The sequence below is a fragment of the Couchioplanes caeruleus genome (assembly GCF_023499255.1).
Lineage (GTDB): Bacteria > Actinomycetota > Actinomycetes > Mycobacteriales > Micromonosporaceae > Actinoplanes > Actinoplanes caeruleus_A.
In genome coordinates, this window is sequence record NZ_CP092183.1 from 4,989,289 (window position 1) to 5,003,046 (window position 13,758).

The 13,758-nt window shown below is 75.2% G+C and carries 11 protein-coding genes; 9 read left to right on the forward strand and 2 right to left on the reverse strand.

What is annotated here, in order from left to right; translation table 11 throughout:
- Positions 1-24: 24 nt before the first annotated feature.
- Positions 25-894 (reverse strand): IniB N-terminal domain-containing protein, encoded by an 870-nt coding sequence (locus COUCH_RS23145; RefSeq protein ID WP_249607281.1) that lies wholly within the window; start codon positions 892-894, stop codon positions 25-27.
- A 322-nt stretch (positions 895-1,216) separates the two neighbouring features.
- Between COUCH_RS23145 and COUCH_RS23150 the strand changes: the two genes are divergently transcribed.
- The 9 genes from COUCH_RS23150 to COUCH_RS23190 all read left to right on the forward strand — a co-directional run bounded on the left by COUCH_RS23150 (position 1,217) and on the right by COUCH_RS23190 (position 12,143).
- A complete protein-coding gene (locus tag COUCH_RS23150; RefSeq protein WP_249607282.1) occupies positions 1,217-2,302 on the forward strand; it encodes a hypothetical protein in 1,086 nt (361 codons plus the stop codon).
- 5 nt (positions 2,303-2,307) lie between these two features.
- Positions 2,308-4,941: a helix-turn-helix transcriptional regulator gene (locus tag COUCH_RS23155; protein WP_249607283.1), complete on the forward strand. Its 2,634-nt coding sequence runs from the start codon at positions 2,308-2,310 to the stop codon at positions 4,939-4,941.
- Positions 4,938-6,842, forward strand: a complete 1,905-nt coding sequence (locus COUCH_RS23160) for a sensor histidine kinase (protein WP_249607284.1) — start codon at positions 4,938-4,940, stop codon at positions 6,840-6,842. Before COUCH_RS23155 ends, COUCH_RS23160 begins: the two co-directional genes overlap by 4 nt.
- Positions 6,835-7,236, forward strand: coding sequence for a DUF742 domain-containing protein (locus COUCH_RS23165; RefSeq protein WP_249607285.1), 402 nt, complete (start codon positions 6,835-6,837; stop codon positions 7,234-7,236). The genes COUCH_RS23160 and COUCH_RS23165 overlap by 8 nt, the downstream gene beginning before the upstream one ends.
- Positions 7,233-8,162 carry a hypothetical protein gene (locus COUCH_RS23170; protein ID WP_249607286.1) on the forward strand — a complete coding sequence of 310 codons (930 nt, stop codon included), beginning with the start codon at positions 7,233-7,235 and terminating at the stop codon, positions 8,160-8,162. Before COUCH_RS23165 ends, COUCH_RS23170 begins: the two co-directional genes overlap by 4 nt.
- Positions 8,163-8,239: 77 nt before the next feature.
- Complete coding sequence (locus COUCH_RS23175; protein ID WP_249607287.1) at positions 8,240-10,750, forward strand: sensor histidine kinase; 2,511 nt, start codon at positions 8,240-8,242, stop codon at positions 10,748-10,750.
- A 41-nt stretch (positions 10,751-10,791) separates the two neighbouring features.
- Positions 10,792-11,211: a roadblock/LC7 domain-containing protein gene (locus tag COUCH_RS23180; protein ID WP_199509954.1), complete on the forward strand. Its 420-nt coding sequence runs from the start codon at positions 10,792-10,794 to the stop codon at positions 11,209-11,211.
- The gene (locus tag COUCH_RS23185) at positions 11,211-11,573 is read left to right on the forward strand and encodes a DUF742 domain-containing protein (RefSeq protein WP_249607288.1); all 363 of its coding nucleotides are present in this window, start codon (positions 11,211-11,213) and stop codon (positions 11,571-11,573) included. The genes COUCH_RS23180 and COUCH_RS23185 overlap by 1 nt, the downstream gene beginning before the upstream one ends.
- A 21-nt stretch (positions 11,574-11,594) precedes the next feature.
- Positions 11,595-12,143, forward strand: coding sequence for a GTP-binding protein (locus tag COUCH_RS23190; protein WP_249607289.1), 549 nt, complete (start codon positions 11,595-11,597; stop codon positions 12,141-12,143).
- A gap of 217 nt (positions 12,144-12,360) precedes the next feature.
- On the opposite strand, the gene COUCH_RS23195 is transcribed toward COUCH_RS23190, so the two are convergent.
- The gene (locus tag COUCH_RS23195; protein ID WP_249607290.1) at positions 12,361-13,749 is read right to left on the reverse strand and encodes a tryptophanase; all 1,389 of its coding nucleotides are present in this window, start codon (positions 13,747-13,749) and stop codon (positions 12,361-12,363) included.
- Positions 13,750-13,758: the final 9 nt, after the last annotated feature.

Sequence of the window (13,758 nt, forward strand, 5' to 3'; positions counted from 1 at the left end):
CCGGTCAGGCCCGACCCGCGGTGCTCAGAAGAGCAGGTCGGTCACGGCGCCGTGTGCGTCGTGTCCGGCGTCCGGCGCGGTGTGGTGCCCCAGCCCGTCGACCAGGCCGCCCACCGTGTGGGTGGCCCCGTCGGCGATGCCGGTGACGCTGTGCACCGCATCGTCCGAAACACCACCGAGCGGGTCGGAACCGGTCACCGAGCCGACGACCGAAGAGACTGCCGGGTCGAGGTGCGCCACGTCAAGGTGCGTGACGTGCGCGACGTCGATCGCCGAGGTCACGCCGGTGACGCTGTGGACGGTGGTGTCCAGCGTGGCGCCCGCGTCCACCCCGGTCGATGCGATCAGGTGGTCGCTGTCCGTGACAACGGTCGCCGCTACGCCCGTCGACGCGGAGACGCCGGCGTCGAGACCCAGACCCGGGTCGTGCACGACGGACAGCGCGTCGTCCACGGCCGGCACGCTGGGCGTGGGAACCGTGACGGCCTGCTCCACGCCGACGACGTTCACGGCGGCGACCTGGGGCAGCAGACCGTCACCGGCCACCACGACCGTGCCGGCGCCGGCCACGGACAGCTCCGTGGCGGTGGCGGGGTGCGCGGCCGACAGCTGGGCGGTGATGAGCTGCAGGTGGGTCACGGCGCCCGTGACGTCCACATCGGCCACCCCGCTGGTGACCTCGGAGACGCCGAGCGGTGCGGTGACGGCGGCGACGTCGGCGAGCGGGGCGAAGTCGACGACGAGCGGGATGACCTCCTGCACGTCGGCAGCGGTGACGTCCTCGAGCCCGGCGTCCTGCAGCACGCCCTCGGGGTCGTGCTCGAAGGCCGAGCGCGCGACCGGGTCGTAGATCAGGTTGAGGACGAAGTCCTGCAACGTCGGGGAAGAATCCATGGTGGCCTGCTCCTACGTGGTGGTCTATGGGTCGTGGTCGTCCGCGGCCGGCGGGGTCGGGGGCCGCGTCAGGGGCCGGATCGTCACCCGGCGTGGGCTCACGGTAGAGATCGGAGTGCTCCGGGGGCATCGGGGCGTACACCCCCTCCTGATGGTCGCCACAGGGTGTTTCCCCCCTGGGCAGCGTTAGGGGCTTAGGGGATCCACAGGGGTGAAGTTGGGGGACGATCTTCGATGCCCGGTCTGGTACGAACGTTAGGGTTCTGCCCATCCACCATTGATCGCCATCGGTGCCGGCCACCGGTGGCGGAAAGCGAGATCCGTGCCGTATCTGCTGGGGATCGAGATCGGGGAGACCACTGTGGCCGCAGCCATGTGCCGGCGGAGCAGTCCGCCCCACGGGCGTGCGCCGCAGGCTGCCGGTGAGGCGGCGTGGGGCCCGGCCGAGCCCGTGACGCTGGCCGCGTCCGCGCCGGTGGTCGCGACGTCGCTCGGGCTGTCGCCGGGCGGCGATCTGGTCGCCGCCGAGGGAACCGCCGGCGCAGGTCAGCATGCCTCCGGCCCTGCGGCTCAGCGGGCCTCCGGGTTCGTGCACCGCATCGGCGGCGACATCGCCGTCCACCTCGCCGGCGAGGCGGTGCGACCCGAGACGCTGATGGCCGGCATGGTGGGCTGGGTGGCCGGCCGGCTCTGGCAGCTGCAGGGCAAGGCGCCGGAGCGCATCGCCGTGGCGCACCCGACCGGCTGGGGGCCGTACCGGCTGGGGCTGGTGCGTACCGCCCTCGACGAGATCGGTCTGGGCGACCCCGCCCTGGTCCCCCGCGCCGGCGCGGTCGTCACCGGATTCCAGGCGGCCGGACGGCTGCCCGCCGGCGCCGCCGTGCTGCTCGTGCTGCGCCTCGACGGCGCCGGCCTCGAGGTCTCGCTGATCCAGCCGCACGCCCCCGGGCAGTACGAGTTCATCACCTCGGCGTGGTGGGCCGACCTGGCCGGCTCCGTCCTCGACGCCGCGGATCCCGCCGGTCAGCGGGCCGTGCTGCGGGCCGCGGTGGACCTGGCCGCCCGTACGGCCGGGGCGTGCGCCCTCGCACCGGCTGACGTGTCCGCCGTGCTGCTCGCCGGTTCCGCGGCCGGGCACCCGCTCTTCGCCGACCTGCTGGCGCAGGCGTTCCCGGCACCCGTGCTGCAGCTGGGCGACCCGCGGCTGACCGTCGCGTGCGGCGCGGCGCTGGCCCTGCGACCCCGGTCCCGCCCGGAGCCCGCTGACGGCCGGGCCCTCCCGGAGTACCCGACGGCCGAGGCGCCGCTGGTCACCGCGACGGAGCCGCTCCCGCCGGGCCCGGTGGGAGCCATGCCGCCACCGCGCCCGCCCGTACGCGTCATCGAGGCACCGGCGGCGCGGCGATGAGCCCGATGGTCCGGACCGGTTCCCCGGCGCTGCTCAGCCCGGTCGCGGCGGCGCTGATCGCCCAGGTGCACGACGACCCGGCCGCGCCGCTGAGCATGGCCGTCTGCGCCCCCGGCGGATACGGCAAGACCGCGCTGCTGCGCGAGATCGCCGCCGGCTACCGGGCCGCCGGCGTGCCCGTCGGCACCCTGTGGCAGCCGGCCGGCGGCGACCCGGACGATCCCGTTCTGCTCGTGGACGACGCCCACCTCGTCGACGACGACCGGCTGCGCGACCTCGTCCGGTTCGCCGACCGGCCCGGCGCGCGCGTCGTGGTGGCGTACCGGCCGTGGCCGCGCCCGGCGGGGCTGGCGGCGCTGACCGACGTGCTGCGCCGGCGGCAGACCCCGGTGTCGCTGCCGCCGCTCGGTGAGGACCGGGTGCGGGCCCGGTGCGCCGAGGTCTGGGAGCACCCGGTGCCCGCGGAGTGGATCCGCTTCCTGCTCGTGCAGAGCGGCGGCGTCCCGCGCTACCTGGACCGCCTGATCACCGGCCTGGCCGCCGGGACCGGCGTGGCCGGCGCGCCGCCGGAACGCGCGCCCGGATCGGCCCTGGCGCCTTTCGCGGCCGACCTCGACGAGGTGGCCGCCGACACGCTCACCGTCCTGCTGGCCGTCGAGGCGGGCGCCGGCCTGTCCCTGACCGTGGTCGCCGCCCTGCTCGACCGCGACCCGGAGCAGGCCACGGCGTTGCTGGCGACCGCGAAGGCCACCGGCATGCTCACGGCGTCGGGCGCGCTGGTGCCGCTCGCGCGGCAGGCCCTGGCGATGCACGGACCGGTCGCCCAGCGCATCGAGATCCGCCGGCGCATGGCGGAATGGCAGCTGGCCCGCGGCGGCTCGGTGCTGCCGCTGATGCGCCCGCTGCTGGCGCTCCTGCCGCAGGCCGGTCCGGAGGCGCCGGAGGACGAGCCGGCGGTGGCCCTCGCGCCCGGAGCGCAGGCCACCGGGCTCGGTGACGCGTTCCTCGCCGCCGGCGACGAGGCGTTGCAGGGCGACCCCGCCCTGGCCGCGCAGTTGTTCGACGCCGCATCGCGGGCGGGCCGCCCGGCCGGTGCCCGGCGGGCCCTGGCCAGCGCGCTGGCGGGCGATCTGGAGCTCGCCTCGCTGCTGGCCGACCAGGTGCTCGCCGCCGGGCCGGCGAGCCAGCGGCCGGACGCCGCCTGCGTCGCTGCTTCGACGCTGGCGCACCGCAATCAGCTGGCCCGGTCCGTAGAGCTGTACCGGTGGGCGACGCCCCGGCTCGCGGCCGGCTTCGGCGCGGTCGGCCTCATCGGGACCGGACATCCGGAGGCGGCGGGCAAGCTGCTCGCGTCCCCGCCGGACGATCCGTCGGCCGGGCCACCGACCCTGCTGAGCACCGCCGCGTCGGGAATGGCCCGCGGGGCGTACGAGTCCGTGCACGGCTCACCGATGGCGGCGCTGTCCGCGCTGGTGCAGGCGGCCCAGCTGCTCGAGCCCTCCGGCTCGGCGGTGCTCCTGCCGGACAGTCCCGCCGCCCTGGCCGCCCTGGTGGCCCTGCACTGCGCCGAGTTCCAGTCGGCGCAGGCGGTGCTCGAACGCGCGCTGGAGACGAACCTCGGCGGGCCGCTGTTCGTCCGCCGGCACCGTCTGCTGCTGGCCTGGACGGCAATGGCGCAGGGCCGGCTGGCGGCCGCCGCGGAGCAGGCCGCCCTGGCCGGTGTGCCCACGGGACCCGGCGCCGAGCCCGGCCCGGCCGGCGCGCCCGGCCGCGACCTGGTGTTCGCCGCCGCCCTGCGCGCCGGCCTGGCCCGCCGCGCGAGCGACATCGCCGGGCTGCAGGCGTCCTGGCCGCAGGCGCGCCAGTCGCTCATCGGCCAGCCCGTCGACCTGTTCACGCTGCTCCCGCTCGGCGAGATCGCGGTCGCCGCGGCGCGGCTGGGCGAGACGCGGCAGGTGCAGCCGGCGCTGCTCGCCGCCGACGACCTGCTGGGCCGGCTCGGCGAGCCGGTGCTGTGGAGCGCGCCGCTGCACTGGTCCCGGCTGCACGCGGCAATCCTGGCCGACCAGCGGCCGACGGTCGAGCGGCACGTGGGCGCGCTGCGGGAGCGCGGGGAGGAGAGCGCGTACGCCGCCGCGCTGGCCGCCGCCGGGCAGTGCTGGCTGGACATGCTCTCCGACCGCATCGAACCGGACGCCGTCGAGGCCGCCGCCCGCGGGCTCGCCGAACTCGGCCTGGGCTGGGACGGCGCTCGGCTCGCGGGCCAGGCGGCGATCCGCACCACCGACCGCAAGGCGATGACCCTCCTGCTGGACTGCGCCCGCTCGCTGCAGGCGCGGCAGGCCCCGGCGGACGGGGCCGCGACCCCGGGACGCCGCGGCCGGCCGGGGCAGGCGGCCCGCCCGGTGCTCAGCGACCGGGAGGAGGAGGTGGCCGCCCTGGTGCTGGCCGGGTTGACGTACAAGCAGGTGGCCGACCGGCTCTACATCTCGGCGAAGACGGTCGAGCACCACATGGCGCGGATCCGGCAGCGGCTGGGCAGCGCCGACCGGGGCGAGCTGCTCGCCCAGCTGCGGCTCATCGTCCGGGTCCCGGCCGAGCAGGAGACACCGTACGGCCCCGAGAGGAGACTGTCGTGACCAGTACGCGCGTCCGGTCGCGGCTGTGGGCGTGGACCGCCGGCGGCCTGCTGGTCGTGCTGTGGGCGGCGGCCGCGGTGCCGCTGGCCCTCGACGCCGCCGGGGTGGTCCGCACGCACGCCACCACCCGGCAGCTCGGCGAGCCGGTCGACGCGGTGATCGTGCAGCTGCAGGAGGAGCGGCGGCTGTCCGCCGGCTTCCTGGCCGACGTGGTGGCCCGCGACGCCCTGGCCGCTCAGCGCCGGCGCACCGACGACGCCTGTGCCCGGCTGCAGGACGCCGCGTCGGGTTCGCTGTGGCGGACGCCCGCGGGTGCCCGTACGGCACGGGCCACCGACGACCTGGTACGCCGCCTGGACGAGCGGCAGGGCCTGCGGGCCACTGTGGACGGCGCCAAGCCCGACGTGACCGCCGTCGTCGACGCGTACACCGGGCTCGTGGCGGCCGCGTTCACCGGTGCGCCGTGGCTGTGGCCGGACAGCGAGACCCGTACCGGCTCAGCGCTGCTGGGGCTCGGCCGGGCCCGGGAAGCCCTGTCGCAGGAGGACGCGGCGGTGATCGGCGACCCCCGCGGCGCACGGTCGGCCGAGGTGCGTGCCCGCGTCGTACGGCTGGCGATGACCCGCCGGGTCCTGCTGGCCGAGGCCGCGGACCGGCTTCCGGCGAGCGCCCGCGAGGAATACGACCGGCTGGCCGCAGAACCGAGGACCACCACGTTGGCGGCGTGGGAGGACCGCCTCACCGCCGCGCCTCCCACGCAGGCCACGGCGCCGCCTCCGGCGCTGGACGCGTACCGCACGGGGCTGCGTGACCTGGAGGTCGCGGCGGTGCGGCGGGCCCGCGACGACGCGATGCCCGGCGCCGTGGTCACCGTGGCCACGGCGGGGCTGCTCGCCGGGGTCGGGCTGGTCGCGGTCATCGCCGTGCTGGTACGCCTGCGACGCGGCTTCTCCGGGCCACGCAGCGCACAGGCGGCGGCCGTGTCCTCCCCGCCGGTGGACGTCCACGAGCTGGAGCTGGTGCTGGAGCAGAACCGCCGCAACCAGGCCCTGCTGCACCGCCAGCTCCGCATGCTCGACAACCTGCAGCGGCGCGTCGGCGACGACGGCACGCTGGGCGAGCTGTTCCGCATCGACCACCTCGCCAGCCGGATTCGCCGCAACGTCGAGAAGACCATCGCGCTGACCGGCGGCACGCCCGGGCGCCGGTGGACCGTACCCGTGCCGCTCACCGAGGTGGTCCGCGCGGCCGCCGCCGAGGTGCCGGGGTTCGAACGGGTCTCGACCGCGCAGGTCGAGCCCGCCGCGCTGGCCGGCACGGCGGTCGTCGATGTCATGCACCTGCTCGCCGAGCTGGTCGAGAACGCCGTCACGTTCTCGTCGGCCGACACCCGGGTCCGGGTGAGCGGGGCCTGGGACGCCGACGGGTACGTCCTCACGGTCGCCGACCACGGCCCCGGCATGGACGACGACGATCTGCGGGCCGCCGCCGACGTCCTGGCCGCCACCACGCCCCCGCCGGCCCGCGCCTGGGACGGCCTGTACGCCACGGGCCGCCTGGCCGACCGCTGCGGGGCCGCGGTGGCCCTGCGCAACGCCGACGGCGGTGGCCTCCTCGCCGAGGTACGCCTGCCGGCCGCCCTGCTGCACGAGGCGACCGGACTCACCGAGGCGACCGCCGGGCTGCCCCCGGCCGACGCGGCACCGGAGGCGTCCCCGGCCCCACGCCGCAGGACGATTCCGGCGCAGCGGCTCCCCCCGGGCGCCTCCCCGGCCCCGGCCCGCCCGGCACGGCAGGCACGCCAGGGTTCCGGCGCCGCGCCGCCGCAGAAACTGGCGCCGGGAGCCACCCCGCGGAAGAAGCCGGGTACGGGTGTGACCACTGTGGGCACCGATGAATAGCTCCCGCCCCGCGCCGGTGCTGCCCGGCGGTGGCCCCGAGGACGCCTGGTACGACGAGAACGCCGGCCCGGTCGTGCGCCTGTACGCGATGACCGGCGGCCGCGCGCACCCCGGCGACCACGGCTTCACGGTCAGCACGCTCGTGCAGCGCACCGAGGAGCGGGCGCCGCTCTCCAAGCTGTCCCCGGAGGAGTCGGCGATCCTGCGGTTGTGCGCGCGGGCCCTTTCGGTCGCCGAGATCGCCGCGTACCTGACGCTGCCGCTCGGGACCGTTCAGGTGCTGCTCGGCGACCTGCGCGACGCGGGGCTCGTCCGGGTCCCGCAGCAGCCGGAGGAAGACCACCTGTCCCTGGCCGTCATGCAGCGGCTCCACGAAGGGTTGCTGGCGCTGTGACCGAGGACAAAGCCCCGACGCCGGACGGGACGACGCCCGACGCCACGGCACCTGGCGCGACGATGCCCGACGCGACGGCGGCGAACGGGACGGCGGCGAACGGGACGGCGGCGAACGGGACGGCGGCGAACGGGACGATGCCCGACGCGACCCGGCGGGAACGCCGCTCCCCGTCCGTCATGCTCCTGGACGCCCTGATGCGCCTGGCCCTCGCCGCGCAGTCGGGGCCCCAGCCCAAGCTGCGGCCGGCCGGTCGCGGCCGCCGCGGCACCGTGGGCTGGCTGGTGGCGGGGGTCCTGCTCGCCGTGGCCGGCACCGCGGTCGTCGTCGCGGTGGTGGTGCGCGGGCCCGGCGACCTGGCCTCGCTGCCGCCCCGCGCGCCGGACAAGGCGCGGGTGGCAGAGCCGGCGCCGTCGACGCCGCGCCCCGGGCCGACCACCGAGGTGCCCGCCTCCGCGGCCACCACGGGCGTGACGTCGCCCTCGGCATCGTCGGCGTCGACTGTGCCCGTACCCGGATCTGCTGTTCCACCCTTGCCGCCCGGCGCCGCGACCCCCTCGTCCGCCGCGGTGCCGGCGCCGCTGGCGGCGCAGTACCGATTTCCCGGCGGCGGGACGGGCCTGCTCGGGTACGACGCCGAGGTCACGATCTTCAACCGCGGCGCGGCGCGGCGGCGCGGCTGGGTGCTGACGCTCACGCTGCCGCGGCCGACGCTGCAGATCGCCCGGGTGTCCGGCGCGACGGCCCGGCAGGATGGTTCGACGTGGACGTTCGAGCCGAACGACACCACACGGTCCGTGCCGGCCGACGGATCGGTGCTGGTCTCGTTCTCGGTGCTCGGCGCCACCCTGCTCGACGCCGCGCCGCAGGACTGCCGCATCGACGGCGCCGCCTGCGCACGACCGGACGACCCACCACCCGCCTGACCAACCCCCCGACCCGCCGGCGCTGACCCGCCGCCCCCGACCCCGCCTCTCCCCGACGACCGAAGATCGCGAGCACAGTGACCAAGAAACCCGAAACCGACGAGGCACTCCGCGGCCCGGAGAAGCCCATCAAGCGGCGCATCGCCCGGCTCATCCTCGTGCCGGGCGTCGCGGCGCTCGCCCTCTGGCTGGCCACGTCGGCGTACCTCGTGTTCAACGGCTACTACGACCGCGAGGTGGCCAACGGTGTGCGCCAGGTGTCGATCCCCGCGGTCCGCACCCTCGCCGCCATCCAGCGTGAGCGCCGGGACAGCATCAACTACCTGTCGCACCCGGCCCGGGACCTGCAGTCGCTGCTCGCGCAACGGCAGGAGACCGACGACCTGGTGACGAGGCTGCGTACGGCCGCCGACCCGGTCCTGAGCAAGGCGCCGCGCTCGATCGACGTCCGCTGGCAGGCCTTCTCCGACCGGCTCGACCGGCTGCCCGGGGTGCGCAGCACCATCGACTCGGGCCGGGCGCTGCGCCAGCAGACCACCGACTTCTACAACGACCTCGTCGACTCCGCGATCGACCTGTTCGACACGCAGGCCCGGGTCGTGCCGGACGCCACGGCGACGCAGGGCGGCATCACCGCGACCGACACGTTCCGCGCCGGCGACCTGATGTCGCGGTCCAGTTCGGTGATCTCCGGCGCCCTGGGCGCGCAGAGCCTGAGCCAGCAGGACCATCTACGCTTCGTGACCATGGTCGGCGCGTACCACACGACGCTGGAGACCGCGGTCCCGCACCTGGAGCCGGAGGCCCGCGCCCAGTACGAGCGGATGACCGCCTCCAGCGAGTGGAAGGCGCTGACCGCCGCGGAGAACGCGCTGATCTCGGCCGGGTCGTGGAAGGGCAAGGCGCCGCGGGCGCTGCAGCTGACCGGCGTGCAGTGGGACGCGGCCGCGGCATCGGTGTCCGACCAGTTGGTGGCGCTCACGGTGACGCAGGCCGACCGGGTGTCCATCAAGGCGCTGCGGACGGGCAACAACCAGTTGCTGGCCGCCGCCATCGGCAGTGCGGTGGCGCTGCTCATCGCGGTCGGCGCCATCGTGTCAGCGGTCCGGCAGTCGCAGATCCTGGTGAACCAGGCGCTGTCCGTACGCCTCGCGCAGCTGGGCAAGGACGCCGTGGCGGTCGTCGACGAGCGGCTCCCGGCGATCATCACGCGGCTGCGGAGACGGGAGAAAGTGGACGTCGCGCTGGAATTGCCCAACCGGGACTACGGCCGCGACGAGATCGGCCACCTGGCGACGGTGCTGAACAAGTCGCTGCACGCCGCGGTCGACGCGGCCGTCGAGGAGGCCACCACCCGGGCGGCCGGCATGGCCATGCTGATGGGCGTCGCCCGGCGCCCGCAGCGGCCGCTGCAGCACGGCCTCAAGGTCATCGAGGAGCTGCAGAACCGGATCGGCGACGAGCAGATCCTCGCGGAGCTGTTCGACATCAACCATCAGCTCACCCAGACCCGCCGGTTCCTGGAGAACCTCATCATCCTGGCCGGCGGGCAGACCGGGCGCCGGTTCTCCCGGCCCGTCCCGGTGCGCCGGGTGCTGCTCGGCGCGATCGCCGAGACCCGGCAGTACCAGCGGGTCACGCTGCGCCGGACGCCGGACGTGGCGATCAGCGGTCCGGCCGTCACCGGCATCACCCACCTGCTGGCCGAGCTGCTCGACAACGCGCTCGTGTTCTCCCCGCCGGACTCCGAGGTGTGGATCAGCTGCACCCAGGCGCACCACGGCGTGGTGATCGAGATCGAGGACGCCGGCGTCGGCATGACGCACGAGGCCATGGAGGAGGCGAACACGCTGCTGGCCACCGCGCCCACCCCGGACCTGACCGGCCTCAAGGGCGGCGCCCAGATCGGCCTCTGGGTGGTCGCCGAGCTGGCCAAGCGCGGCGGCATGCAGGTCACGCTGCGCACCTCCGCGTACGGCGGTGTGCTCGCGGTCGTGCTGCTGCCGGCGACCGCCCTGGCCGCCGCCGACGACGTGCGGCAGCCGGGCGAGCCGGACGGCGACGATCCGCGGCACCCGGCGGGGCCCGGCGCGGACGTTTCGCGGCGCCCGTTCGAGCGGGACGCCCAACTGCCGCTCGAGGAGGAGCCGACGGCGGCGATCCCGGCGCGAGTCGCGATGCCGGCGGCCGAGCAACCGGCCACCCCGCTGCGCACCCGATCGGCTCCAGTGCCGGTCGCCGGCGCCACCACCGCGACGACGTCCGCGGCAGGCACAGCCGCCGCCACGGGACCCAGGGCGGGCGCAGCCGGCGCCACGGGACCCATGGCGGGCGCTGCCGCCGCGCACGGGCCGGGCGGGGCACCCTCGTCGAACGGCGCCGGCACCGGACGGCCGCCGCTCCCCGTCCGGCGCCCGCAGGAACACCTGGCGCCGCAGCTGCGCGACGAGACGGGCGGCCCCACGCAGACCGCCGCGCCCGTGTACTCGCCCGAGGCCGCCCGTAACCGCCTGGCCAGCTACCAGAAGGGCTGGCGGGCCGGCCGTACCGGTGAGATCAAGCCGCCCGGTCCCAAGTCCGCAGAGTGACACCCCTCCCCGCAGCACAACCCACGAGGACAGGAAGAACCATGGAACCGACCCCGCACAACGACCTCACCTGGATGCTCGACGAGCTCACCGCCGTGGACCAGGTGCTGCACGCGCTCGTGCTGTCGACCGACGGGCTGGTCGTGCAGAAGTCCGCGTCGCTGGACCGGGACGCCGCCGAGGTCCTCGCCGCCGCCGCGTCCTCGCTCTACAGCGTCGGCGCGGGCGTGGGGCGCCGGTTCGCCAGCGGCCCGGTGGACCAGATCATCGTGGAGTTCCAGGACCGGACGCTGTTCATCGCCTCGGCCGGGGAGAACGCCCGGCTCGCCGTGCTCGGCGGCGAGGACGTGGACATGGGCACGGTCGCGTACGAGATGGGCCGCCTGGTCACCCGCATCGGGCAGTACCTCGGCGCGCAGCGGCGTGACGGCGCGCCGCTCAACGGGCACGCCGCGCGCTGATGGCCGACCGGGACGCCGGGGACACCCGGGACGAGTCGGAACGGCTGGTACCGCTGTACGTGCTGGTGAACGGCCGGACCACGCCGCGCAACGCGGCGCTGGACCTGGCCACCCAGGTCGTCGCGTTGCCGGGCGACACGACCGTGCTGGAGCCGGAGTACCAGCAGATCCTGCGGCAGTGCCGGGACTGGATGTCCATCGCGGAGATCTCCGCCTATCTCGGGCGGCCGCTGACGGTGGTGAAGGTGCTCGTCGACATCCTGCTCGAGCAGGACTACCTGGCCCTGGGCTCCGCCGCGCAGCAGACCGTCTACGACCGTGCCCTGCTGGAGACGCTGCTCGGCGGCCTCCAGCGGCTCTGACCTCGAGGACACGACAACACAATGGAACGCACATCCGTCAAGGTCGTCATCGCCGGGGGTTTCGGCGCCGGCAAGACGACCATGGTCGGTTCCGTCAGCGAGATCCCGCCGTTGACCACCGAGGAGGTGATGACCGAGGCCAGCGTCGGCGTCGACGACCTGGCGGGCCTCGAGGAGAAGCACCAGACCACGGTCGCGCTGGACTTCGGCCGCATCACGATCAACAGCGAGGTGGTGCTCTACCTGTTCGGCACGCCCGGCCAGGACCGGTTCTGGTTCATGTGGGACGAGCTGGCCCAGGGCGCCGTCGGCGCGGTGGTGCTCGTCGACACGCGGCGGCTGCCGGCGAGCTTCGCCTCCGTCGACTACTTCGAGCGGCGCGGCATCCCGTTCGTCGTCGCGGTGAACACGTTCTTCGGGGAGTGCTCGTACACCGACGACGAGATCCGGGCGGCGCTGCAGCTCAACCCGGAGGTTCCGCTGACGCGCTGCGACGCGCGCCGGCGGGACTCCGCGGTGGAGGTGCTGGTCCTTCTCCTGCAGTACGTGCTGGCCAAGCTACCGGCCTGACGGTGCGCCCCGCCGCGGGCCCGGGAAGCCCGGGCCCGCGGCCGCAGCATGCGGCGCCAACCGCGAGCAGCGAGCCTGCCGGGCCCGCAGCCCGCCCAGGCACGCGGTCCAGCACGCAACACCGCGGCCCGGCAGGCAACACCGCAGACCGGCAGGCAACACCGCAGTCCGGCACGCAACGCCACGGCCCGGCACGCAACACGCAGGCCGCGGCGCGCTACTCGATCGGCTCCAGCCGGACCTTGAAGTGACGCAGCAGCGCCGGCGCCGACACGATGCGGTAGCCGCGGACGCGTTCCGGGTCCTTCGCGATCCGGGCCAGCGTCTCGGCGACGTAGTCGAGGTGGGCGTCGGTGTACACCCGCCGCGGGATGGCCAGGCGGACGAGCTCGAAGGGTGCCGGCTCCAGCAGCCGGTGCTCCTCGTCCATCGCGCCCAGGTAGAGGGAGCCCAGCTCGGCGCAGCGGATGCCGCCACGCAGGTAGAGCTCGCTGGCCAGCGAGTGGCCGGGGAACCGCGCCGGCTCCAGGTGCGGCAGGAGGCGGCCGGCGTTGAGGTAGAGGGCGTGGACGCCGGCCGGGCGTACGGTGTCCACGCCGGCCTCGTTGATGAGCGTGGCCAGGCGGGCGGTCGACGCGGCCCGCGACCGCAGGTAGTGCACGTCGACGACCTCGCGCAGCCCCTGGGCGATGCGTTCCAGGTCGTGCCCGGCGAGCCCGCCGTACGTGGAGAAGCCCTCGGTGGCGATGAGGTTCGCCTCGCAGACGGCGTACAGCTCGGCGCTGCGCAGGCCGATGAACCCGCCCACCGGGGCGAGGCCGTCCTTCTTGAGGCTGACGAGGCAGCCGTCGGCGAGCTGGAACGCGCGGGTGGCGATCTGCCGGGGCGTCCAGTCGCCGTAGCCGGCCTCGCGTTCCCGCACGAGCCAGGCGTTCTCGGCAAAGCGCGCGGCGTCGAGCAGGAACGGCACCCGGTGCTGCCGGCAGAGCGCCGCGACCGCCTCCAGGTTGGCCATCGACACCGGCTGCGCGCCGAGCCCGTTGTTCGTGACGGTCATGAGCACCAGGCCGACCCGGCCGCCGTCCGGGCCGGCGAGGACGTCCGCCAGCGCGCGCAGGTCGATGTCGCCCTTGAACGGCTCGTCGCTGTCCAGGTCCATCGCCTGCGGGCAGGGCAGGTCGAGGGTGTGCGCGCCGGCCAGCTCCACGTTGGCGTGGGTGGTGTCGAAGTGGGTGTTGCTGACGCAGATCTGCCCGGGGCGCAGCAGCGCGGAGAACACGATCCGTTCGGCGGCGCGGCCCTGGTGCACCGGCAGGACGTGCGGGTAGCCGGTGAGGTCGCGTACCTCGTCGCGGAAGCGGAACCATGAGCGGGCGCCCGCGTACGACTCGTCACCCCGGGCGGCCGCGGCTTCCTGCTCCGCCGAGGTGGCACCGGTGCCGGAGTCGCTGAGCAGGTCCACGGTGATCTGGTCGGCGCGCAGGTTGAACGGGTTGTGCCCGGCGGCGGCATACGCAGCCCGGCGCTCGCCGGCGGTGAGGAACGGGATCGGCTCGACGACCTTGATCCGGTACGGCGGCAGCACGGTGAACATCTCGTCGGTCATGGTGCTCTC